This window comes from Labrys neptuniae (assembly GCF_040797145.1).
Lineage (GTDB): Bacteria > Pseudomonadota > Alphaproteobacteria > Rhizobiales > Labraceae > Labrys > Labrys neptuniae.
Window position 1 is genome coordinate 108,969 of record NZ_JBFNQD010000008.1, and the last position, 22,578, is coordinate 131,546.

At 63.7% G+C, this 22,578-nt stretch carries 12 protein-coding genes; 7 read left to right on the top strand and 5 right to left on the bottom strand.

Features of this window, described 5'->3' with window-relative positions:
- The first annotated feature begins 42 nt into the window (after positions 1–42).
- A complete protein-coding gene (locus tag ABXS05_RS21910) occupies positions 43–1,878 on the top strand; it encodes a chloride channel protein (RefSeq protein WP_367625394.1) in 1,836 nt (611 codons plus the stop codon).
- Between the two features lie 296 nt (positions 1,879–2,174).
- On the opposite strand, the gene ABXS05_RS21915 is transcribed toward ABXS05_RS21910, so the two are convergent.
- The 4 genes from ABXS05_RS21915 to ABXS05_RS21930 all read right to left on the bottom strand — a co-directional run bounded on the left by ABXS05_RS21915 (position 2,175) and on the right by ABXS05_RS21930 (position 6,205).
- Complete coding sequence (locus tag ABXS05_RS21915; RefSeq protein ID WP_367625395.1) at positions 2,175–3,545, bottom strand: glutamine synthetase family protein; 1,371 nt, start codon at positions 3,543–3,545, stop codon at positions 2,175–2,177.
- 59 nt (positions 3,546–3,604) lie between these two features.
- On the bottom strand, positions 3,605–4,468 hold the full coding sequence (locus ABXS05_RS21920; protein WP_367625396.1) for an FkbM family methyltransferase: 864 nt from the start codon (positions 4,466–4,468) through the stop codon (positions 3,605–3,607).
- Between the two features lie 42 nt (positions 4,469–4,510).
- Positions 4,511–5,290, bottom strand: coding sequence for a hypothetical protein (locus tag ABXS05_RS21925; protein ID WP_311944447.1), 780 nt, complete (start codon positions 5,288–5,290; stop codon positions 4,511–4,513).
- Positions 5,291–5,434: 144 nt separating this feature from the next.
- Positions 5,435–6,205 carry a hypothetical protein gene (locus ABXS05_RS21930; RefSeq protein WP_367625397.1) on the bottom strand — a complete coding sequence of 257 codons (771 nt, stop codon included), beginning with the start codon at positions 6,203–6,205 and terminating at the stop codon, positions 5,435–5,437.
- Positions 6,206–6,444: 239 nt separating this feature from the next.
- On the opposite strand from ABXS05_RS21930, the gene ABXS05_RS21935 reads away from it, so the two are divergent.
- Both ABXS05_RS21935 and ABXS05_RS21940 read left to right on the top strand, forming a co-directional pair.
- A complete protein-coding gene (locus tag ABXS05_RS21935; RefSeq protein WP_367625478.1) occupies positions 6,445–7,131 on the top strand; it encodes a hypothetical protein in 687 nt (228 codons plus the stop codon).
- Between the two features lie 878 nt (positions 7,132–8,009).
- On the top strand, positions 8,010–17,636 hold the full coding sequence (locus ABXS05_RS21940; protein WP_367625398.1) for a hypothetical protein: 9,627 nt from the start codon (positions 8,010–8,012) through the stop codon (positions 17,634–17,636).
- 73 nt (positions 17,637–17,709) lie between these two features.
- On the opposite strand, the gene ABXS05_RS21945 is transcribed toward ABXS05_RS21940, so the two are convergent.
- A complete protein-coding gene (locus ABXS05_RS21945; RefSeq protein WP_367625399.1) occupies positions 17,710–18,231 on the bottom strand; it encodes a MarR family winged helix-turn-helix transcriptional regulator in 522 nt (173 codons plus the stop codon).
- An 80-nt stretch (positions 18,232–18,311) separates the two neighbouring features.
- Between ABXS05_RS21945 and ABXS05_RS21950 the strand changes: the two genes are divergently transcribed.
- From ABXS05_RS21950 to ABXS05_RS21965, 4 genes are all read left to right on the top strand, one after another.
- Positions 18,312–19,043, top strand: a complete 732-nt coding sequence (locus tag ABXS05_RS21950; protein WP_311944455.1) for a DUF899 domain-containing protein — start codon at positions 18,312–18,314, stop codon at positions 19,041–19,043.
- 123 nt (positions 19,044–19,166) lie between these two features.
- Positions 19,167–19,937 carry a VOC family protein gene (locus ABXS05_RS21955; RefSeq protein WP_367625400.1) on the top strand — a complete coding sequence of 257 codons (771 nt, stop codon included), beginning with the start codon at positions 19,167–19,169 and terminating at the stop codon, positions 19,935–19,937.
- Between the two features lie 280 nt (positions 19,938–20,217).
- On the top strand, positions 20,218–21,222 hold the full coding sequence (gene denD, locus ABXS05_RS21960) for a D-erythronate dehydrogenase (RefSeq protein ID WP_367625401.1): 1,005 nt from the start codon (positions 20,218–20,220) through the stop codon (positions 21,220–21,222).
- 247 nt (positions 21,223–21,469) lie between these two features.
- Positions 21,470–22,441 (top strand): 2-hydroxyacid dehydrogenase, encoded by a 972-nt coding sequence (locus ABXS05_RS21965; RefSeq protein WP_311944458.1) that lies wholly within the window; start codon positions 21,470–21,472, stop codon positions 22,439–22,441.
- The last annotated feature ends 137 nt before the right edge of the window (positions 22,442–22,578 follow it).

Genomic DNA, 22,578 nt, shown 5'->3' on the forward strand with positions numbered 1-22,578 from the left:
AAATTCAGCCGGGGCTAGCCCCGACAGATGGATATCAGCGACATGACGACTTCGACTCTGGGCACGCCCGGGCAGGATGCCGAGGCGGGAACCCGCGAATTGCCGGCGCGCCTGGGCGATTTCACAACCGATCGGCGGGTGATCCTGCTGATGGCGATCGCCGTTTTCGTCGGCACGGCCGGCGTGGGGGCGGCCTTCGTGCTGCTACGCCTGATCACCCTGTGCACCAACATCGCCTATTACGGCCGGTTCTCGCTCGAGAACCTGTCGATCTCCGGTACGCCGCTCGGCTGGACCGCCGTGTTCGTACCTGTGATCGGCTGCCTGATCATCGGCCTTATGGCCCGCTTCGGTTCGGAGAAGATCCGCGGCCATGGCATTCCCGAGGCGATGGAGGCGATCCTGATCGGCAAGAGCCGGATCAATCCCAAGGTGGCCGTGCTGAAGCCGCTCTCCTCGGCGATCTCGATCGGTTCGGGCGGTCCCTTCGGCGCCGAAGGCCCGATCATCATGACCGGCGGTGCCATCGGCTCGCTCGTCGCGCAAATGATCCATCTCAGCGCCAATGAGCGCAAGGCCCTGCTGGTCGCCGGTGCTGCCGCGGGCATGACGGCCGTCTTCGGCACCCCGATCGCCGCCGTGCTGCTGGCGATCGAGCTCCTGCTGTTCGAATGGAAGCCGCGCAGCTTCCTGCCGGTGGTGGTCGCGGCGTCGGTGGCGGCGGCCGAGCGCGGCCTGCTGCTCGATCCCACGCCTCTGTTCGGCTTCACCGGGCAGATGGCGCTGACCTTCCCGGGTTTCCTCGGCTGGGTGTTGATGGGCATCGTCGCCGGGCTGGGCTCCGGGATCCTCACGGCCATGGTCTATGCCAGCGAGGATTTCTTCCACCGCCTGCCGCTGCATTGGATGTGGTGGCCTCTGTTCGGGGGCTTGGCGATCGGCATCGGTGGCCTGTTCGATCCGAGCGCGCTCGGGGTGGGCTACGACAATATCCGCCACCTCCTCTCAGGCGAGATGGCCGTGAAGGCGGTGATCCTGCTCCTGGTGGTCAAATCCCTGATCTGGTCGATTTCGCTCGGCTCGGGCACCTCCGGTGGCGTGTTGGCGCCGCTGATGATGCTGGGCGGCGCGCTCGGCACCCTGGCGGGCCTCGTCCTGCCGCAGGCCGATCCCGGCTTCTGGGCCCTGCTCGGCATGGCGGCGATGATGGGCGGCACCATGCGTGCGCCCCTGACGGCGACGCTCTTTGCCGTGGAGCTCACCGGCAATCTCGGCGTGCTCCTGCCGCTGCTGACCGCCTGCGGCATGGCCTATGCCACCACCGTGCTGACCATGAAGCGTTCCATCCTCACCGAGAAGATCGCTCGTCGAGGCCATCACATCTCGGGCGAATACCACACCGATCCCTTCGATCTTGCCCGGGTGGCCGATCTGATGGTGCGCGAGGTCGACACGCTGCCGGCGGCGATGACGGTGGCGCGGGCCGTCGCCTTCTTCACCAGCGGGGAGCCCTGCCATAAGAGCTATCCGGTCGTCGATGCCGAGCGGCGCGTGGTCGGCATGGTCTCGCGCGCCCATATCCTCGACTGGTCGATGCATGCCTCGGAGGATGACGACATCCAGTCCCTGTCGCTGCAGGAGATATTGGAGGGGCAGGATCTCGAGATCGGCTTTGCCGACGAACTGGCCGGCGCGCTCGCCGATCGCATGGCCATCGCCGATATCGGCCGCGTGCCGGTGCTCGATCGCCAGAGCGGCAGCCTGGTCGGCCTGATCGCCCGCAAGGACCTGCTGCAGGTCAGGGCGCACAGGCGCGCCGAGGAGCACGATCGCGGCGTGATGATAAGGCTGCGGGCCCGGGGCGCGCGCGGGATCTGATCCTTCATGGGATCGCAGGCATCCCTGCCCATATGCGCTAACTTAAGGGGTAGGCGAGATGATGGAGTTGAAGGTATGGCTCCACATGTGAGCCCCCTCGCCCCGTTCTTGCGGGGAGAGGATAGAGGTGAGGGGCTATGCGCGCTCGGCTTTTCCAGGTCCGCGCCGCCCCTCATCCTTACCTGTCGTCAACTCATGAGAGTTGACGACGCTCCGTAAGAACGGGGCGAAGGGTTGGCTGGTGTCGTGCTTCTCCCCTTAAGTCAGCGCCTATGGGCATCCCAGATAGGTCGGTTTCAGAAGAACAGGTCATACTCCCGCGGGCTGAGCACCGAGAGGAAATCCTCGTGCTGGCCATGGACCAGATGGGCGTAGGTCTCCAGATAGCGCTTGGAGAAATAGTCCTTCAACAGGCTCGCCCGCGCCAGCCGGCGGGCGGCCTCGAACACGTCGCCCGGCAGGCCGGGATCGCGCGTGAAGCCGGCATGCTTGCCGACCACGGGCGCATCCGGCTCCAGCTTTCGCGTGATGCCGTAATGCGCGGCGGCGAGGATGGCGGCCAGCACCAGATAGGGATTGGCGTCGGCTCCGGCGACGCGATGCTCGATGCGCCGCCCCGCGCCCTTGTCGGTGGGGATGCGCAGGGCGACGGTGCGGTTGTCCTCGCCCCATTTGCGGTTGACCGGCGCGAACAGCCCGCCGAAGCGGCGGAAGGAATTGTGGTTGGGTGCGAAGAAGGCGAGCGATTCCGGCATCAGGCGCTGCATGCCGGCGATAGCGTGACGGATCAGCTGCTCGCCGGTTGCCGGATCGGCGAAGAGATTGCGGCCGTCGGCATCGCACAGGCTGACATGCACGTGCAGGCCCGACCCGGCCTCGTCCTCATAGGGCTTGGCCATGAAGGTGGCGTCCCAGCCCTCGGCACGGGCGGTGCCGCGGATCAGGCGCTTGAGCAGCACGGCGTGATCGCCGGCGAGCACGGCGTCGGGCGTATGATGCAGGTTGGTCTCGAACTGGCCGACGCCCATCTCGGCGATGATGCTGCCCATCGGCACATTCTGTGAGCGCGCCGCGTCGTCGGCCCGGGCCGACCACAGCGCCACTTCCTCCAGCGTCAGCACAGAGAGATTGGTGGGCGGGCCGAGCGGGCGGCCGGTGCGCTTGAGGATCGGCGGGCGGATGCGGCCATCGGCCTCGCGCGTCCCGTCGGTGAGGAAGAATTCGTATTCGCAGGCGACGGTGGGATGGAGCCCGTCGGCGGCGAGGCGGGCCAGGATGGTCTTGAGCAAATGGCGCGGATCCGTCCACAGCGGTTCGCCCGATACCGCATAGGTGATGTCGAGCATGACCTGCGCCGTCGGCACGGCCGCCCAAGGCATCGGCTTCAGGGTGCCCGGGATCGGCACGCCCTTGGCATCGGGATCGCCATCGTCCCAGCCGATGCCGCCGGAGCCGTAACCGTCATGCCGGGCATCGAGCACATAGGGAGCGGCGGAAAAGCCCATGCCGGAGCGATAGAGGCTGTCGATCTCCTCGATCGGCAAGCGCTTGCCGAAGCCATAGCCGGTCAAATCGGGGGTAAAGGCTTCGATGAAACGGGTATCGGGATGGGCGGCAAGATAGGCGGCGACTTCGGGGTGACGGGAAGCGCTGGTGTCGGCGGACATGGGGAGGGGTCTCGATGGGGCTCCACAGAACGCGCCTGCCGCTGCGTCGTCAAGCCCCCTCAGCTTGCGGTCGACGGCCGCGCCGTCTCCAGCAGGGCGGTGTACCTGGCCAGCGTATCCGGCTGCAGGGCGCCGCGCCGTTGCAGCAGATCGATGCAGCGTCCGCACAGCTCGATGCTGCCATACAGATATTGGGCGATGAGGCACAGATGCTTGAGCTGCTCGTCGCTCATGGCGTCGGGGTCGACGAAGTCCCGGACATAGACGATGTCGGCTTCCAGGAGCTGGTTTGTGGCCGGCGTCCAGCTCTCCGGCCTGGCATAGGGCGCCATCGGGCTGAACTTCACCGCCTTGAAGCAATGCGGCACGAAGCCTTGCGCGCGCAGCTCGATGTCGATCTCTCCGAAACCCGGCTGGTTCTCGTAGAGCGCGACGAAGGAGATCTCGGTCTGGATGGCCACGGCCGAGCGCAGTTTCTCGCGGGCATTCCGAAACACGGCGAGCTCGGCGCCCTGTACGTCGATCTTGAGCATGTCGATCTCCGGAAGCACCGTCAGGTCGTCGAGGCGGGTGGTGCGTACCGGGATGCGACCGATCACCTGTGCATTGGGCTTGAAATAGGAAAACACCTCCAGCGCGTCCTGGCGCGGGGTGAGCAGGCTGCTCCAGCCCGAATAGGCGCAGAGATTGAGATAGGCCTCGCCGCCATCGCCGATGGCGTGGGGCAGATAGCTCTCGTTCGGCCCCTTGGCCGCCTCGAGCCTCGCCAGCGCCTCGGCCTGCGGCTCGAAGCCGGTAAGCCGGGCGAGGCCCGCCGCCAGCATGGATTTATAGGGCGGGTCGCCGTCGATGGGATTGGCGCCGATGTCGACGATATGGGTGCGGCGCGCCGGGCCGAGGAGCTCGACCAGGGGTGTCGTCATGGCCTGCTCCGACATTCGCCTCCCCGCCGCTTCGAGCCGGCCCTACCAGTGCCCTTGCTGCTTCAGGCTGGTCTCGACATCGCCGACATAATTGTACTGGCCCAGATGCTGCAGTTTGGACTGGGAATCGATCCAGACCTTGCCGCCGATGTCGCGCCAGCGCCGGCAGAAGGCATAGTCTTCCGACAGATAGCGCCCGGAATCGGGATCGACCATGCAGTCAAAGAACAGCCAGTGCAGCGGCTTGAGCGGGTTGTTCGGCGGTCCGTCCGGCGTGTAGTTGAGATGGGGATAGGCCTGCATCAGCTTGGGGAAGACATGGCGCTTGATCACCATGAAGCCGGTGGGCGCCTCCGAGACCTCGATGAAGCCTTCATCATCGACATGCTGGCCGATCGGCGTCTTGCCGTGGTCGACGGGATTGAAGGCATAACGGGCGAAGCGGATTTCCATCTCGTCCTTGGTCAGGCCGGCCGGCAGGGGCTCGGGCCAGGCCAGCGACTTGATCGGATAGACCCCGCCGGCCACGTCGCGATCGGCGAGCAGCAGGCGGATGACCTGCTGGGTGGTGAAGGAAATGTCGGAGTCGATCCAGAACAGATGCGTATAGGATTCGTCCTGCATGAACTTCAGCACGACCATGTTGCGTCCGCGCGTGATCAGGCTTTCCGAATGCATGTGCAGCACGGTTTTCAGGCCGAGCTGCGTGGCATCGCAGGCCAGCGAATACATGCTGACCACATAATTCATGCTGACGGCAGAGATATAGCAGGGCGTTGCGAACAACACCTTCATCGACTGGAGGGCTGAAATATCGAGCATGACCTGCTTTTCGATTGAGGCCTGGCGGGGCGCCGGACGGGGGATCGCCACGCCGGCGATTAGAGCAGGTTGGAAAGGCGAATCAAGCCATTCCCTTCCGTCATGCACAGCCGGCCCGCTGGACGTCTTCTTGCGTTCCCGGGTTCATTTCGGCGGCTGGGCCGTCGGCAGGATTTCCGAGCTCGGCGGCATGGCCGGGGCGGCATGCGGCACGATAGAATCGGGGATCGGCGAGGGCGCCGAGGGCGGCGGCGATGCCGGTCCGAGCACGGGTGATGCCGGGGCCTGAACGACCGGCCCCGGACCGAAGCTGGAATCGACGGAGACGGCGATGCAGGTCTTGTTCACGCCCGGCAGCAGGAAGATGCGCTTGCCGTCGCGGTCGATCATGATCTGGGTGTTGAGGATCGGGATCGGGCTGGCACCGGAGGAGCGCATATAGGTCTGCGCCGTGGCGCAATCGCTGGCGAGCGGGAAGACCTGTACGGTTACCCCGTCGCAGCTGCCCGACGGCGTCGGCGTGGCGATGATGGCAGCCAAGCCGTTGGCCGGCGTCACCTCCGGGCGATCGATGACGGCGACGCTCTGGAAGACGTGCTGCGTCGGAGCCTGGCGGTTCCAGCCCGACTGGACGTCATATCTGGCATTGAGGGCACCGCGTGACATCTGGTCGACGAGGCCCGCGCATTGGGTCAGGCCGAGCTGGTTGACCTGCCGGACGGGCAGGGGTGGTTCCGGCAATATCACCGGAGCCCGGGGAGCGGGAGCAGGCTTGGCCGGCTGCCTTGCCAGCGGTTTGCTCTTGCGGGCGGGCTTTGCGGCCGGCTGATCCTGCGCCAGGGCTGCAATCGGTGAAATCGTCCCCAAACCGCCAGCGGTAAGGGTGAGGAGAAGGCAAACGGCACGAATGTCCATTCTTTATTCCGTAACGTTGTCGCACCGAAATACGCGGCGGTGGTGTTATGATGCTTATCGATCTGTCGAGATCGCATGTATCGAGTCTACACAGGCGAGGATAGATTGGAACTTGCAAGGTGACAGACGGGTATAAATCTGTGAAACCTCGGGCATCGCGCCAAACCCAACGAGGCCTGGATCCTATGAAACGTCGCCCATCGCAGAGCAGACCCTGGCGGAGACGCCTCACTCCCGTGATGCGCCGAGCGGGGCTGCTCGCCGTCGCGATTGCGGCGAGCCTGGCACTGCCCGCCATGGCGCAGCAGCAACAGCCTGTGCCCGTTCCGGCTGCGCCGGCTCCCGCCAATGCGGCACCGGCGGGGCCGCAGGCGATGAACCTCGATCCCAAGACCGTCCTGATCCTGGTGCGCTCCACCCTGATCGCGCTCGACCAGGCCAACAAGACCGGCAACTACTCGGTGCTGCGCGATCTCGGCTCGCCGGATTTCCAGCGGGAAAACAGTGATGCCAGGCTGGCCGAAGTTTTCGCCAGCCAGCGCAAGGCCGATCTGGATCTCGCGGCGGCGCTGGTGCTCGAACCGACGATCACCCTCCCGCCCCAGGTCGAGAAAAACGGATTGCTCCACCTTGCGGGCTTCTTTCCGGTGAATGCCGATACGAAACTGACATTCGAGCTTCTTTTCCAAGGTGTCGATAAGCGCCTGTTGCTTTATGGGCTGAGTGTCAACATTGCCCAGGCCGGCGTTGTGCCCGGTGCCAGCGGACCGAATGCCGCTCAAGGTCCGATACCGACGCCCGCGACACCGGCGGTTGCGCCGGATGCCAAGCCTGAAGGCAAGCCCAAGCCTGAAGGCAAGCCCAAACCAAAACCCAAGCCAAAACCCAAGCCCAAGCCGGAACCCGAACCGGCTCCGGTCCAATAGATTTTGCAGTGAGGGCGGCCTTCGGGCCGCCCTTTTCTTTCAGGGGCTAGACAGGGGCAAGCGTCCCTGATGACTGCATCGGGTGGACGGTCTTTCTGGGCGCTTGCTTAGTCCACCCACTGAGGCGAAGAGCTGGCCTGGCGGGCGGCGGGGCTGATTTTTCTCGCTTTGTTGCATGTGCGCAACAGCGCCGGGAACGGCGATGCCCGGCCGATAGGCTTAATTCCTTCGTGTTAGGGCGCGCGCCTCCTGTCGCTGGTGGCAAAGTCGTCTATTCGCAAAAGCACTCCCGGCCAACTTGGTAATTCAGAATTGATTTCACGTATATTGAGATACGAAATTATGTATCTGCAATGATTTGAGAAGATTAAATTTTGTACCTGATATAGAAATAATCTTTGAAATATGAATTAAATATAGTCGATAATCAATTCATCGATTTATCATATTTTAAATATGAACCCTGGGATTCATTTTATTTTATGAATAATTTTTCAATCTTTTTTCAAATTTTTGACTCCAATTTTCGATAATACTCCTTTTGAGCTATAAATATTTTCCAGATTTCAAATTAATTCGATTGAGATCGATAGTTTATTTTAAATTAGAGGTAAAAATGTACTTTTAACGGAATCTCATACAGTATTTACACCCTTACGGAATCATGAGTATTAAACGGATATGCGGAGGATTCTGTTTATCTGACGCTACGGCTACCGGTCCTTCGTCAAGGGATATGGAGAGTCGGGGGACCAAGTATTCGGAATACGAATCGCTACCCGGTAATCGGGAATCCCTAGGTCAACTGCTAACAAAGCTGTCCTCGGACGGGACAGCTTTGCCTGTGAGACGCGGCGTTTCAGATAGACCGGGGCCCCATGCCGAACCACGACAGCATTCATCTCGCCAAGCATGCCCATCGCAGCTTGCGTCGACGCATCCATGCCGTACTGCGCATGGCGCATCGCGTGATGGGTATGAGGGGCAAGCGCCTGGGCATCGGTGCGCTCGCCAGCGGGGGGCGGGTGAGTTGTGTGCTCGGAGGTACCGCGATGGCGGCGATCCTGCTGAGCCTGTGGAGCGGGGGAGCGGCCCTTGCCAACACGATCAACACCTCGCCGTCCTGCGTGACGGGTAGCAACAGCGTTGTGGGGCGGACAAACCCGGGGGGCACCACAAATCAGGCTACCGATGGAACGGGTACCTATTCGACCGTGGCGGGTTGCGAATCGAGTGCGTCGGGTGTGACGGCAGGCTCGGTCTACGGATCCTTCGCCAAGGCAACCGGCGAAGGCGGATCAGCCTTTGGCGTGATGAGTCTTGGGGGCAAATGGGGCACGGGGATCGGCTTGGAGGCCCAGGCGACCGCGACGGCAGCCACTGCCGTCGGTTTCGGCACCCGGGCGACCGGAAACAATTCCGTGGCTATTGGTGGCGCCGGCGGCAATGGCACGAATGCCCTGAGCGTGGCCAACTCGACAACGGCATCCGGCCAGAGCTCGATTGCCATCGGTGCGAATGACGTGCGTGGTGCCCAGGCTGCCGGTGCCAATTCGATTGCCTTTGGCGGACAATCGACGGTTACTGCCGCTTCGGCGTCCGGCATTGCCATCGGCCGTGGCGCCAATGTCGCCGCCAGCTATGGCATGGCGCAGGGCGATGGCGCGCTGGCAAACGGCTTGAACGCGATCGCAATCGGCACCTCCTCCTCGGCGTCCGGCGGAGCCGGTTCATCGGGATCCACTGCAATCGCCATCGGCACCGGATCCAATGCTGTGGCGGGTTCTGCGGGCAGCGCCATTGCCTTTGGCGGCGGAGCGTTTGCCAAGAGCAACACCAATGCCGGTGACACGTTGGCCTTCGGCGCCAGTGCCCAGTCGACGGGGCAGGATTCCGTCGCGATCGGTGCGCAGTCGATCGCCAACAATGTCGATGCCATCGCGATCGGCGGGCAAGGATCCCTCGGTGGGACGACGACTTCGTCGGGGGTTGGTGCAGTGTCGATCGGCCTGGGTGCCCAGGCTACTGCCAATGCCGCCTATGCCATGGGCTATGGTGTCAGGGCGACCGGCGAGAATGCCATCGCGGTGGGCCGCTCCTCCAATGCACTGGCCCAGAACGCCATGGCTTATGGCGTGTCGTCGAACGCCAGCGGTGTCGACGCCGTTGCGATGGGCAGCAATTCGCTGGCGACGTCCACCAATGCGATCGCCTTTGGTATTTCTTCCAAGGCGAACGGAACCAATGCCGTCGCCTTCGGTGGGGGAAGCGTGGCCAACGCCGCCAATGCCATCGCATTCGGACAATCGGCGAATGCTGCGCAGGCCAATGCAATTGCCTTTGGTATTAGCGCGACCGCCAATGGCGACAGCGCGATTGCCTTCGGTCTTGCCGCCAATGCCAATGCCGCCAACGCGACTGCGATCGGCACCAATTCCAAGGCGGCCGGCGCCAATGGCGTGGCCGTCGGTTTGAACTCGATTTCCGGTGCAACGGGCCAGAACGTCGCCATCGGCGTGGGCGCCAATGCCAACGCCGCGACCGCGGCTGGAGGGGCCGTCGCCATCGGCCTGGGTCAGAAGGCCATCGGTGATGGCGCGGTGGCGATCGGCGACCCGAATGTGGCCAACGGCGCAGGTGCCGTGGCGCTCGGCGCCAACAATACCGCCGCCGGCAACACGACCGGCACCACGGCGGCCAATGGCGCGGTCGCGCTGGGCAATGCCAATTTCGCGGTCGGGCAGGGTTCCGTTTCGCTCGGCAATCAATCCAATGCCGCGGCTGCCGGTGCTCTTGCTTTCGGTGACAAGGCCACGGGCGCAGCCGCCAATGCCGTTGCTCTCGGCTCTGGCTCGAATGCAGGCAATGCCAACGACGTCGCTCTGGGTGCCGGGTCGACCACAGCCGCCGTGGTCAACACGCCGAGTGGCACGATCAACGGCACGAGCTACAATTATGCCGGCAATGCCGCCAATTCCACGGTGAGCGTCGGCTCCTCCGGCAAGGAACGGACCATCACCAATGTCGCGGCCGGCCGGATCAGCGGCACCTCTACCGATGCGGTGAACGGCTCACAGCTCTTTGCCACCAACCAGGCGGTGAACGCGATCGGCACGTCGGTGACGACGATCGGCAACAACGTCAACAATCTCGGCAATTCGGCGGCCTCGACCCTCGGCGGCGGCACGACCTATAATCCGGCCACCGGCACGCTGTCCGGTTTCAGCCAGACTATCAATCCGGTCAGCAACACCGGCGCGGTCGGTGCGGCAGCCGCGCAGACGACGGTCGCAGGCGCGCTGAACCAGTTGAACACCAACACCTCCAACCTGGCCAATATCGCGGTCAAGTATGATGCTCCCGGTGGCAGCAAGATCACGCTTGGGGCGACCGGCGGCGCGGGAGCGCCGGCCGGTGGCGTGACGATCACCAACCTGGCCAATGGCGCGGTGACCGCGGCCTCCACCGACGTCGTCAACGGTTCGCAGCTCTTTGCCGTTCAGCAGACGGCCAACAAGGGCTGGAATGCCAATACGGCAGCGGTCGCCGGCAGCACCGGTACGGTTTCGGGCAGCGCGCTCACCAATATCGCGCCGGGCGGCACCGTGACCTACCAGGCCGGCAACAACATCGCGATCACGCAGACCGGCAACGCCATCGCCATCGCCACCTCGATGACGCCGACCTTCACCAGCGTCACGGCCGGCAATTCCAAGCTCGACACCACCGGCCTCACCATCACGGGTGGGCCGAGCGTGACGACGGCCGGCATCAACGCGGCCAGCAAGGCGATCACCAATGTGGCCGCCGGCACCAATGCCACCGACGCGGTCAATCTGAGCCAGCTCAACACGGTCGCCACGTCGGTGACGAACCTGGGCAATAACGTCAACAATCTGGGCAATTCGGCCGCCTCGACCATCGGCGGCGGCACGACCTTCAACACCGCCACTGGCACGCTGTCGGGCTTCAGCCAGGGCATCAAGGCCGTCGATGCCAAGGGCAATGCGGCGGCCGCCACCACGAACTACACGACGGTCGCCGGTGCGCTGACGCAGCTCGACACCAACACCACCAATCTCGCCAATGCCGCGGTGAAGTATGACGACCCGGCGGTGAAGAACAAGATCACGCTGGGCAATGCCGGCACGCCGGTGACGATCACCAATGTCGCCAATGGTGCGTTGACCACGACCTCGACCGATGCGGTCAATGGCTCGCAACTCCTCGCCGTGCAGCAGACCGCGAACAAGGGCTGGAACCTCTCCACCAACAAGGGGGCGACCACCAGCAACATCGCGCCCGGCGGCACGGTCGATCTCAACAATTCCGATGGCAATGTCGTCATCACCCAATCGGGCCCGAACGCCACCTTCAACCTGGCGAGCAATCTCGCCATCGCCAGCAGTGTCACCGTCGGCAACTCCAAGCTCGACACCACGGGCCTCACCATCGCTGGCGGGCCGAGCGTGACGACGGCCGGCATCAATGCCGCCGGCAAGGCGATCACCAGTGTCGCGGCCGGCACCAATGCCACCGACGCTGTCAATCTGAGCCAGCTAAACACGGTCGCCACATCGGTGACGAACCTCGGCAACAACGTCAACAACCTCGGCAATTCGACGGCCAGCAATCTCGGTGGCGGCTCGACCTATAATCCGGCGACGGGCACGGTGAGCGCACCGAGCTACAATATCGGCGGCACCACCTACAACAATGTCGGCAACGCCTTCAATGCGGTGAACACCTCCGTGACGGCGTTGCAAACCGATGCGCTGCAGTGGAACAAGACGCTCGGTGCGTATGATGCCAGCCATGGCAGCGGTTCGCCGCAGAAGATCACCAATGTCGCCAATGGCGCGGTGACCGCGGCCTCCACCGACGCCGTCACCGGCCAGCAGCTCTTCGACGTGCAGCAGACCGCCAGCAAGGGCTGGAACGCCAATACGGGCACGGTTGCCGGCAGCACCGGCACGGCTTCGGGCAGTGCCTCGACCAAGATTGCGCCCGGCGATACCGTGACCTACCAGGCCGGCAACAACATCGCGATCACGCAGACCGGCAACACCATCGCCATCGCCACCTCGATGACGCCGACCTTCACCAGCGTCACGGCCGGCAATTCCAAGCTCGACACCACCGGCCTCACCATCACCGGCGGTCCCAGCGTCACCACGGCCGGCATCAACGCCGCCAGCAAGGCGATCACCAATGTCGCCGCCGGCACCAACGCCACCGACGCAGTCAATCTCAGCCAGCTCAACACCGTGTCGACCTCGGTGACCAATCTCGGCAACAACGTCAACAATCTGGGCAATTCGACCGCCTCGACCATCGGCGGCGGCACGACCTTCAACACCGCCACTGGCACGCTGTCCGGCTTCAGCCAGGGCATCAAGGCCGTCGATGCCAAGGGCAATGCGGCGGCCGCCACCACGAACTACACCACGGTCGCCGGTGCGCTGACGCAGCTCGACACCAACACCACCAATCTCGCCAATGCCGCGGTGAAGTATGACGACCCCGCGGTGAAGGACAGGATCACGCTCGGCAATGCCGGCACGCCGGTGACCATCGGCAATGTCGCCAATGGCGTGGCGGCCACTGACGCGGTCAATGTCAGCCAGCTCGACGCGGTCAGCCAGACCGCGAACAAGGGCTGGAACCTCTCCACCAACAAGGGCGCAAGCACCAGCAACATTGCGCCGGGCGGTACGGTCGATCTCAGCAATACGGACGGCAATGTCGTGATCGGCCAGTCCGGGCCGAACGCGACCTTCGACCTTGCCTCCAACGTGAAGATCGCCAACAGCCTGTCCGTCGGCGCGGTGACGATCGATACGACCAGCGTAGTGGTGGGTGCGTCCAAGCTCGACGCGACCGGCCTGACGATCACAGGCGGGCCGAGCGTGACGACTGCCGGTGTCGATGCCGGGGGCAAGAAGATCACCAACGTCGCCAATGGCGACGTGACGGCGACCTCGACCGATGCGGTCAACGGTTCGCAGCTCTTCGCCGTGGTCGGCAATGCCACCGCCAATGCGGTGCAGTATGACGACGCCACCAAGACCAAGATCACCCTTGGTGGTGCCGGCGCGACGCAGCCGACCCAGATCACCAATCTCGCCAATGGCGCGGTTGCGGCAGGTTCGACCGACGCGGTCAACGGCTCCCAGCTCTATGACGTGCAGCAGACCGCCAACAAGGGCTGGAACCTGACCGCCAACGGCGCCAACTCCTCCAATGTGGCCCCCGGCAGCACGGTCGACCTCAACAACACCGACGGCAATCTCGCCATCACCAAGACCGGCAACGCCGTCACTTTCAACCTGTCCAAGGATGTCACGGTCGACAGCGTCACGGCCGGCAATTCCAAGCTCGACACCAGCGGTCTCACCATCGCGGGCGGGCCGAGCGTGACGACGGCCGGCATCGATGCCGGCAACAAGGCGATCACCAATGTGGCCGCCGGTACCAATGCCACCGACGCGGTCAATCTGAGTCAGCTCAACAGCGTCTCCACCTCGGTGACGAATCTCGGCAACAACGTCAACAATCTCGGCAATTCGACCGCTTCGACCATCGGGGGTGGCACGACCTACGATCCCAACACGGGCACGCTATCAGGCTTCAGCCAGACCGTGACGGCTGTCGACGACAAGGGCAATGCCGGGACTGCGAGCAAATATGACACGGTCGGCGGTGCGCTGACCCAGCTCGATACCAACACCACCAACCTCGCCAATGCCGCGGTAAAGTATGACGACCCGGCGGTGAAGGACAGGATCACGCTCGGCAATGCAGGCACACCGGTGACCATCGGCAATGTCGCCAACGGTGTGGCGGCGAATGATGCGGTCAATGTCAGCCAGCTCCAGGCCGTGGGCAACAATGCCAATGCCGGGTGGAACCTGTCGACAGGCGGCGATACCGCGGGCAAGAGCAATGTCGGTCCCGGCGGCACGGTGGATCTGAGCAACACCGACGGCAATATCGTCATCGCCCATAACGGCCCGAATGCCACCTTCGATCTCGCCAAGAGCATCACGCTGGACAGCGTCACGGCGGGCGGCAACACGCTCGACGCCACCGGCTTGACCGTGGGCAACACCACGGTGACCACCGACGGTCTCACCATCACCGGTGGGCCCAGCGTGACCACCGCAGGCATCGACGCAGGCAACAAGAAGGTCACTAATCTCGCCGACGGCAGTGATCCCAATGATGCGGTCAATTTCAGCCAGCTCAACACCGTCGCGACGTCGGTGACCAATCTCGGCAATAACGTCAACAATCTCGGCTCGACGACGGCCTCGACGCTGGGCGGTGGGGCAAGCTATGATCCTGCTACCGGCAAGATCGCTAATTTCAGCCAGAACGTCACGGCTGTTGACGGCAAGGGCAATGTCGGTGCCAGCACGGCCTATACGACGGTGGCCGGGGCGCTGACGCAGCTCGACACCAACACCACCAACCTCGCCAATGCGGCGGTGAAGTATGACGATCCTGCCACCAAGGACAAGATCACCCTGGGCAATGCCGGCACGCCGGTGACCATCGGCAATGTCGCCAACGGTGTGGCGGCCAATGATGCGGTGAATGTCAGCCAGCTCCAGGCCGTGGGCAACAATGCCAATGCCGGCTGGAACCTGTCGACCGGCGGCGATACCGCGGGCAAGAGCAATGTCGGTCCTGGCGGCACGGTGGATCTGAGCAACACCGACGGCAATATCGTCATCGCCCATAACGGCCCGAACGCCACCTTCGACCTCGCCAAGAGCATCACGCTGGACAGCGTCACGGCGGGTGGCAACACGCTCGATGCCACCGGCTTGACCGTGGGCAACACCACGGTGACGACGAACGGCCTGACCATCACGGGCGGGCCGAGCGTCACCGCCACGGGCATCGATGCCGGCAGCAAGGCGATCACCAATGTCGCAGCCGGCACCAACGCTACCGACGCGGTGAATGTCGGCCAGTTGCAGACGGTCAGCAATGCCGCCGGCAATCTCGGCAATTCGACGGCGTCGACCCTGGGGGGCGGCACGACCTATGACCCGGCGACCGGCACGCTGTCGGGCTTCAGCCAGACCGTCACGGCGATCGATGGCAAGGGCAATGTCGGCACGACCACGGGCTACACCACGGTGGCCGGCGCGCTGACGCAGCTCGACACCAACACCACCAACCTCGCCAATGCTGCGGTGAAGTACGATGATCCCGCGGTGAAGGACAAGATCACGCTCGGCAATGCCGGCACGCCGGTGACCATCGGCAATGTCGCCAATGGCGTGGCGGCCAATGATGCGGTGAATGTCAGCCAGCTCCAAGCCGTGGGCAACAATGCCAATGCCGGCTGGAACCTGTCGACCGGCGGAGACACCACAAACAAGAGCAATGTCGGCCCCGGCGGCACGGTGGATCTGAGCAACACCGACGGCAATATCGTCATCGCCCATAGCGGTCCGAACGCGACCTTCGACCTTGCCAAGAGCATCACGCTGGACAGCGTCACGGCAGGCGGCAACACACTCGATGCCTCCGGCTTGACCGTGGGCAACACCACGGTGACGACGAACGGCCTCATCATCACGGGCGGGCCTAGCGTGACGATCGCCGGTATCGATGCCGGCGGCAAGAAGATCACCAATGTCGCCAATGGCGACGTGACGGCGACCTCGACCGATGCGGTCAATGGCTCGCAGATCTTCAGCCTAGGCAATTCGATGGCAAGCGGCCTTGGCGGCGGCTCGAGCTTCGATCCCAGCAGCGGCACGGTGATCACCAGTCTGAATTACGGTGGCAGCACCTTCACCTCGGTGCAGAGCGTGCTCGACAAGATCGGCGGCTCCATCAATGGCGGCGGCATCAAATATTTCCATACCAATTCGACAGGGCCGGACTCCGTTGCCAGCGGGCAGGATTCGATCGGTATCGGACCGAGTTCCGTGGCGAGCGGCGGCGGTTCTATTGCCATGGGCAATGGTGCGCAGTCGAGCGGCAAGAATGCGATCGCGACCGGCACCCAGGCCAACGCGAGCGCAGACAATGCCATCGCCACCGGCAATGCCGCCGAGGCGAGTGGTACGTCGTCGGTTGCTATGGGTAATGGTGCGCAGTCGAGTGGCAACAATTCTATCGCGACCGGCACCGGGGCGGAGGCTATTGGCAACAATTCTATGGCGTCGGGTACCGGCGCGAAGGCCAGCGCAGATGGTGCAATCGCCAGTGGAAATGGAGCGGAGGCCAGCGGCACCGATTCCATCGCGACCGGCACAGGCAGTAAGGCAACCCAGACCAACTCGGTTGCCATGGGTGCGGGTGCTGACACCTCGAGCGGCCAAGCCGGAGACGTCGCGTTGGGCGCAGGCTCGAAAACCTCTACCGTGGTGCAGACCAGTAGCGGTACGGTCAACGGCACGACCTATAATTATGCTGGTGGCGCGCCGACCAGCACAGTCAGCGTCGGCTCGGTCGGCAATGAGCGTACGGTGACGAATGTCGCTGCCGGCCAGGTGACCGCGACCTCGACCGATGCCGTCAACGGTTCGCAGCTTTATGCAACCAATCAGGAGATCGGCAAGGTCGGCCAGCAGGTTGCCAATCTGGCAGAGAATGCCGTGCAGTACGATGCGGGTACCGACAAAGGCAGCATCACCTTGGGCGGGGCCAATGGCACGACGATCACCAATGTTGCCAACGGGGCAGTGAGCGCGACGTCTTCGGATGCGGTGAACGGTTCACAGCTCTATGACGTGCAGCAGCAGGCCAATAAGGGGTGGAATCTGAGTACAGCTGGCGAGACCTCGAAGGCAAGCAACGTCGCGCCGGGGGCTACGGTCGATTTCAGCAGTGCCGATGGCAATATGGTGATTAGCAAGACTGTCACTCAGACTGGTGACGTCAATGTACAATACGCTTTAGCGAATGACGTCAAAGTCGCTAACTCGATCTCCGTAGGCGGTACTGGCGGTCCGACCATCGACAAGAGTGGTATGGTGATCGGTCAAACGCAACTCACCAGCGATGGCTTATCGTTTGCCGGCGGCGGCCCAAAAGTTAGTGCAAGCGGTATCGATGGAGGTGGAAAGGCGATCACAGGGGTCGCTCAAGGCACGCTCTCGACGACTTCGACGGATGCGGTGAACGGTTCGCAGCTTTATGCGACCAATCAGAACGTTCAGAATCTGGCTAATCAGATCAATAATTTCGGCGGCAGCATCGCCAATCTGCAGAGCCAGGTGTCCAACAACCTCAAGGAAGCTCGGCAGGGCATCTCCCAGGCCATGGCGGCCTCGGCTTTGCGCTACGACGACAGGCCGGGCAAGGTCTCGGCCGCGGCAGGCATGGCGGTCTATCACCGCCAGGTCGGCCTCGCCGCCGGCCTGGGCTGGACCTCGGAGGACGCCAAGTGGCGCGCCAATATCGCCGGCACCTATTCGGCGGGCGGCCGCAAGCCGGACTTCGGCGTGATGGGCGGCCTGTCCTACACCTTCAATTGACGGGGACGGCGTCGCGCCCTGTCGACACGAGGCCCCGGGAAACCGGGGCCTTTGCCTGTGCGGGGGCAGCGGCTTAGCAGAGAGTGGCGAGATCCTGCCTGAGGCGGATGGCCTGGCCGCCCGCCAGCGCCGTATCCAGCAGGGCATGGCTCTCCTGCCAGATCGGCACGGCCCGCGCCAGCAGCGACCGCCCCGCCGCGGTAAGCGCGAGCAGGCGGGATCGCCGGTCCGCCGGATCGCGCAATATCTGAACGAGGCCGCGGGCCTCGAGCCGCTTGAGGGCGGCGGTGAGGGTGGTGCGATCCATGGCCAGCAGTGCCGCCACCGGCCCCATCGGCGGCGGGGCAGGGCGGTTGAGCGCCATTAGCAACGAGAACTGGCTGTTTGTCAGCCCGACCGGACGCAGGGCGTCGTCGAAGCGGCGAGCCAGTGCCCGCGCCGCGCGCTGGACGTGCAGGCACAGGCAGGTATCGCGCACGAGCAGGGTCGTCGCGAAGGGAACGAGGGTTTCCTGCGTGCCCTCCGCGTCCGGGGGATCTGCCTCATCGAGGCCCGGCTGGGATGAAAAGCGCCGATGATCGGTGTGTTTTGACATGCACTAATAATGTTGATATCAACCTATTTAGTCAAGCAATTCAGAATCCGCTATCCAAGAACTTCTGCAGGGAGGTCGACATGCCAGCTCATCAGGTCGTGTCTCGGGAAGAATGGCTGACGGCGCGCAAGGCGCTGCTGATCAAGGAGAAGGAAGCGACGCGGGCACGCGACCGGCTGAATGCCGAGCGCATGGCGCTGCCTTGGGTCAAGGTCGACAAGGCCTATCTTTTCGACACGCCCCAGGGGCGGCGTACGCTCGCCGAGTTGTTCGAGGGCCGCAGCCAGCTGATCGTCTACCATTTCATGCTGGGCCCCGACTGGGATGCCGGCTGCACCGGCTGCTCCTTCCTGGCGGATCATCTCGACGGCGCCGTGGCCCATCTCAACCACCACGACGTCACGCTCACCGCCGTCTCGCGGGCGCCGCTTGCCAAGATCGAGGCCTACAAGGCGCGCATGGGCTGGCGCTTTCCCTGGGCGTCGGCCTTCGGCAGTGATTTCAATTTCGACTATCACGTCTCCTTCAGCCGGGAGGACCTGGCGGGCGAGGAGATCGTCTATAATTTCACCAGCCAGCCGAGCGCCCAAGGCCATGACGAATTGCCCGGGCTGAGTGCCTTCTACAAGGACGAGCAGGGCGAGGTGTTTCACAGCTATTCGAGCTATGCCCGCGGTCCGGAGGAACTGATCGGCACCTTGATGATCCTCGACCGCGCACCCAAGGGACGGAACGAGGCTTCGACCATGGATTTCGTGCGGCGGCATGACGAATACGAGGACAAGCCCGCTGCACATGGCTGCTGCAGCTGACACCCGTTTCGATGGCTATCGCCAAGGGGCTGTGATCGGGCCGCCATGGTCTCGGCCTATCGTCCCCTGCCAAGAAATCTGATCCGCAATCTGATCCGAAACCGACATCAAAGGGAGCCCGTCATGTCCGTCACGCATGGAAGCTTTGTCTGGTACGAACTGATGACCACGGATGTGAAGGCGGCGGCGGCCTTCTATAGCGCCGTGCTGGGCTGGGATGCGGCCGATTCCGGTATGCCGGGCCTCACCTACACGCTGTTTTCCAACAAGGGCGCGCTCGTGGCCGGCCTCATGGACATTCCGCCCGATGCTGCCGCCCGCAATGTGCCGCCGAACTGGACCGGCTTCGTGGCCGCTGACGACGTCGATGTCTCCGCGGCCGAGGTGGTGAAGCTCGGAGGCCAGGTTCATCGTGCGCCGGATGACATTCCGGGCGTCGGCCGCTTTGCCATTGCCGCCGATCCCTATGGAGCCGTGTTCGGCCTGTTCAAGGGGCAGGGGGAGCCGCCGGAAATGCCGGGCCTGGGCACGCCGGGCCATATCGCCTGGCGGGAACTGCATGCCGGCGACGGGCCTGGCGCCTTCGAGTTCTATTCCAGGCTGTTCGGCTGGGAGAAGCACCAGGGCCTCGATATGGGGCCGATGGGGGTCTATCAGCTCTATGGCCAGAACGGCACCGATTATGGGGGCATGATGACCCGCACCAAGGACATGTGCGGGCCGATGTGGGTCTACTACATCCAGGTCGACAATATCGACGAGACGGCCAAGCGCGTCACAGACAATGGCGGCAAGATCCTGATGGAGCCGATGGAAGTGCCCGGTGAGATGTGGGTGATCCAATGCCGTGATCCGCAAGGGGCCCTGACGGCGATGGTCGGGCCGCGTTCCTGATCGTGCCCGCTAACGCGAATGATGGCGAGGCCCCGGAAGCGATGACGGGGCCTTTGTCATGCGCCACCATGTCCTTGTTTAATTTGTAAGACAAGAATTGGCCCAATTTGTAAGACAAGAACTTGCCTCACCTCGGCAAAGGCCTTATCGCTAGGCTGAGAAACGGCGGATTCGAGCCGTCTTCGGGCCCGGAACGGGCATCATGAGACAAAAGATGCGGTGCGATGCGCGAGGCTTCGGCTGGGTGTTTTCGGTCGCGGGGAAATGACGAGGCGAGGCGATGAAAGTCCTGATCCTGGGTGCGGCCGGCATGGTGGGCCGCAAATTGCTGGAGAGCATGAGCCGCGACGGCAAGCTTGGCGGCAAGTCCGTCAGCGAAGCATTGCTCAGCGACGTCGTGCTGCCCCAGGTCCCAGCCGGTTTGCCGTTCGCCTGCAGCGCCAGCCAGGACGATCTGCCGGTGCCCGGTACGGTCGAGCGTCTGATCGGCACTCGTCCCGATGTGATCGTCCATCTTGCCGCCATCGTCTCGGGTGAGGCGGAGGCCGATTTCGACAAGGGTTATCGCATCAACCTGGAAGGCACCCAGCGTCTGTTCGAAGCGATCCGCCAGGCCCATGGCGATGCCCGGCCGGGCGAGGGCTATTATCCGCGCGTGATCTTCTCCTCCTCCATTGCCGTGTTCGGCGCGCCCTTCCCGGAGCGTATCGGCGACGAGTTTTTCAACACGCCCCTGACCTCCTATGGCACGCAGAAGGCGATCGGCGAGCTGCTGCTGGCCGATTACAGCCGCCGTGGCTTCTTCGACGGCATCGGCATCCGCCTGCCGACCATCGCGGTGCGCCCCGGCAAGCCCAACAAGGCAGCCTCGGGCTTCTTCTCGGGCATTCTGCGCGAGCCGCTGAATGGGCAGGAAGCCATCCTGCCGGTCTCGGACGATGTGCGCCATTGGTTTGCCAGCCCGCGCTCGGCGGTCGGCTTCCTCCACCATTCAGCGGCGATCGACACGGCCCGCCTGGGCGCGCGCCGCAATCTTTCCATGCCCGGCCTCTCCGCAACGGTGGCCGAGGAGATCGAGGCCCTGCGCCGGGCCGCCGGTGACAAGGCCGTGGCGCTGATCAAGCATCAGCCCGATCCCGTGATCGAGAAGATCGTGGCGGGTTGGCCGCGCGACTTCGACACGGCGCGTGCCCTCGAACTCGGCTTCGTCGCCGATCGCGACATGGACGCCATCGTGCAGGCCCATATCGAGGACGAGCTTGGCGGCAAGCTGCCGGCCCTCTGAGCAGGCGCTTTCCTGGAGCATCGTACCGAAAAGTGAATGCCGATTTTCGGTAAAAACGATGCAGCAACAATAGTCCATGGCGTGGGATCTGACTTCGAAAATCAGATCCCACGCCATGGATCTGCCTGCCTGCCGGAGCTTCTCGTTCCAATGCATTTTGCGATTTGGTGATTTCGCCAGACCGCAAAACGCTTTAGGTCTTGGCGCTATCCTTCGATCCATTCCATTCCCTGAGAGTTCCCTCGGCATGTCCGCACCCGATCTTCTGATGCCCAAGCCCATGCTTGCCCAAACGGTCGAGGCCTTGGATCAGGCCTTTACCGTGCACAAGCTCTGGCTGGCGGATGATCCCGACGCGGTGCTGGCGAGGATCGCCGACCGGGTGCGCTTCCTCGCAGCTGGCGGCCATGCCCATGTCGACGAAGCGCTGATCGCCGCTTTACCCAAGCTCGAAATCATCGCCAATTTCGGCGTCGGCTATGATTCCGTCGATGCCGCCGCGGCGGCACGGCATGGCGTCGTCGTCACCAACACGCCCGAAGTCCTCAACGAGGACGTCGCCGATCTCGCCATGGCCTTGCTGCTGGCGACCATCCGCGAAGTACCGCAGGCCGACCGCTTCCTGCGGCAGGGCAAATGGCTGAGCGAAAACTATCCATTGACGCCGGCGACGCTGCGCGGGCGCACGCTCGGTATCGTCGGCCTGGGGCGGATCGGCAAAGCCATCGCCCGCCGCGCCGAGGCCTTCGGCCTGAAGATCGCTTATTACGGGCGCCGGCGCCAGGCGGATGTCGCCTATGCCTACCACTCCAGCGTGAAGGCGCTGGCGGAGGCGGTGGATACACTGATGATCATCGTCCCCGGCGGGGCGGAGACGCGCCATCTGGTCGATGCCGAGGTGCTCAAGGCGCTCGGCCCCGACGGCGTGCTGATCAATGTCGCCCGCGGTTCTGTCGTCGACGAGGGCGCCCTGATCGAGGCGCTGCGCAATCGCACCATTCTCGCGGCGGGGCTCGACGTCTTCGCCGACGAACCGCAGGTGCCTGAAGCGCTGGTGGCGCTCGACAATGCGGTGCTGCTGCCGCATGTCGGCTCGGCCACCATTCACACCCGCCGGGCCATGGGCCAGCTGGTGGTCGACAATCTCGTCTCCTGGCGCGATGGCAAGGGGCCGCTGACGCCGGTGTCCGAGACGCCCTGGCCCCGAGAGAAGGCCTGACGGCCGTCAGCTTCAGCCATAGACAAGACAAGCAAGCACCGCCGGACCATCGGTCCGGCGGTGCTTGCTTGTGTCTGATGCGGAGAGATTTCTCGTCTCGTTGCATGGCATGCCGCCCGCAAGCAAAACGGGATACC

What these genes read in the sequence shown, in the direction of transcription:
- ABXS05_RS21945 (WP_367625399.1), bottom strand. Translation starts at nt 18,231, where the DNA reads ATGTCAAAACACACCGATCATCGGCGCTTTTCATCCCAGCCGGGCCTC.
- ABXS05_RS21950 (WP_311944455.1), top strand. Translation starts at nt 18,312, where the DNA reads ATGCCAGCTCATCAGGTCGTGTCTCGGGAAGAATGGCTGACGGCGCGC.
- ABXS05_RS21935 (WP_367625478.1), top strand. Translation starts at nt 6,445, where the DNA reads ATGCGCCGAGCGGGGCTGCTCGCCGTCGCGATTGCGGCGAGCCTGGCA.
- ABXS05_RS21955 (WP_367625400.1), top strand. Translation starts at nt 19,167, where the DNA reads ATGTCCGTCACGCATGGAAGCTTTGTCTGGTACGAACTGATGACCACG.
- ABXS05_RS21925 (WP_311944447.1), bottom strand. Translation starts at nt 5,290, where the DNA reads ATGCTCGATATTTCAGCCCTCCAGTCGATGAAGGTGTTGTTCGCAACG.
- ABXS05_RS21930 (WP_367625397.1), bottom strand. Translation starts at nt 6,205, where the DNA reads ATGGACATTCGTGCCGTTTGCCTTCTCCTCACCCTTACCGCTGGCGGT.
- ABXS05_RS21965 (WP_311944458.1), top strand. Translation starts at nt 21,470, where the DNA reads ATGTCCGCACCCGATCTTCTGATGCCCAAGCCCATGCTTGCCCAAACG.
- denD (WP_367625401.1), top strand. Translation starts at nt 20,218, where the DNA reads ATGAAAGTCCTGATCCTGGGTGCGGCCGGCATGGTGGGCCGCAAATTG.
- ABXS05_RS21940 (WP_367625398.1), top strand. Translation starts at nt 8,010, where the DNA reads ATGCCGAACCACGACAGCATTCATCTCGCCAAGCATGCCCATCGCAGC.
- ABXS05_RS21915 (WP_367625395.1), bottom strand. Translation starts at nt 3,545, where the DNA reads ATGTCCGCCGACACCAGCGCTTCCCGTCACCCCGAAGTCGCCGCCTAT.
- ABXS05_RS21920 (WP_367625396.1), bottom strand. Translation starts at nt 4,468, where the DNA reads ATGACGACACCCCTGGTCGAGCTCCTCGGCCCGGCGCGCCGCACCCAT.
- ABXS05_RS21910 (WP_367625394.1), top strand. Translation starts at nt 43, where the DNA reads ATGACGACTTCGACTCTGGGCACGCCCGGGCAGGATGCCGAGGCGGGA.